General features: G+C 62.3%; 2 protein-coding genes. Both read left to right on the plus strand.

The window, feature by feature from the left end; translation table 11 throughout:
• Window positions 1-783, plus strand: a 783-nt coding sequence (locus AC1DUU_RS31875; protein ID WP_476787291.1) for a branched-chain amino acid ABC transporter permease, incomplete at its 5' end; no start/stop codon positions are given.
• A partial coding sequence (locus AC1DUU_RS31880; protein WP_476787292.1) for a branched-chain amino acid ABC transporter permease occupies window positions 780-1,464 on the plus strand: 685 nt, incomplete at its 3' end. The genes AC1DUU_RS31875 and AC1DUU_RS31880, both read left to right, overlap by 4 nt.

Here is a 1,464-nt window from a genome sequence, read left to right on the forward strand (position 1 = left end):
AGCATCGTCAATCTCGCGCATCCCTCGCTGATCATCGGCGGCGCCTACATCACCTATTGGGGCTTCAAGACGCTCGGCGTCGACCCGCTGGTAATGCTGCCGGTCGCAGCCCTCATCATGGCGGCAATCGGCGTCCTGCTCTACCGGTTGATGTTCCAGCGTGAAGCCAAGAGCGCCAAATATTCGGAAATGACGGTTCTGCTCACCTTCGCGCTGGCGATGATGGTGGAAGGCTTCCTCGGCGCGATGTTCACCAACACGCAGCGCGTCACCTCTCCCGACTACGCCACCGAAGCGTTCTTCATCGGCGACGTCTTCGTGCCCAAGGGCCAGCTTTATGCGGGCATCGTCTCGCTGGCCATCATCGCGGTGCTGTCGCTGTTTTTGAAATACTCGCGGCTCGGCTACGCCATCCGCGCCACCACCCAGAACCGCGAGGCGGCCGAACTGCTCGGCGTCAACGTCCAGTTCATCAGCATCCTCGCCTTTGCCATCGGTCTCGGCCTTGCGGGTGCCGCCGGCTCGCTGGTCAGTTTCGTGTTCAGCTTCTTCCCGGCCAAGCACTGGGAATGGATCGCCATGCTGATGTCGGTCGTGGTGCTGGGCGGCATGGGCAGCATCCTCGGCACCGTGCTCGCCGCGCTGATGCTGTCGGTGGTCGCTGCCTTCGTCGGCACCTGGATTGGCGCGACCTGGTCGACGCTGACCTTCTTCCTCGCATTGTTCGTCATTCTGCTGGTGCGGCCCCAAGGGCTGTTCGGCGAAAAACCGGAGTTGGCATGATGGCCGTTTCCCTTCAGGAATCGAGCGCCAGCGCAGTCGTCGAGGCGCGCCGGGTCCACAACGAAAAACTGTCGCGCAAGGCCGATCAGGTCCGGGCGACCTGGTTTCCGATGGCGCTCCTGGCAGCGCTCGCTGCGCTGCCGCTGCTGCAGTTCACCGGCAACTACAACTACGTCCTGCGTCTCGTCTTGTTCACGGCATCGTACGTTGCCATGGCTTCGGGTTGGAACATTCTCGGCGGCTTCGCCGGTTATGTCTCGCTCGGCCATGCCGTGTTCTTCGGCATTGGCGGCTACTTCTCGGGCATGATCCTGGCGCGCTACGGCATATCCACGATCATCACGGCACCGCTTGCCGGCCTGGTCGCCGCCGTATTCGGCTATCTGGTCGGCATGGTCACGCTCAAGGTGCGCGGCCCGAGCTTCATCATCTCGTCGATCGCCCTTTTGATGATCGCCCGAATTCTGTTCGACAACTGGCATTTCATCGGCGGCGCCAACGGGCTGACCTTGCCGCCCAACGACCTGTCGGTGCAGTGGTCCAAGGTGCCGTATTATTATGYCATGCTGGCGATCGCCGCCTTCTCGGTCTGGGCGAGCTACAAGATCAAGCACTCGAAGTTCGGGCTCGGCCTGCGCGCCATCTCCAAGGACGAGATCAAGGCGGAAAGCGCCGGCATCG

The sequence above is a fragment of the Aminobacter sp. P4_H6_2 genome, assembly GCF_056400805.1.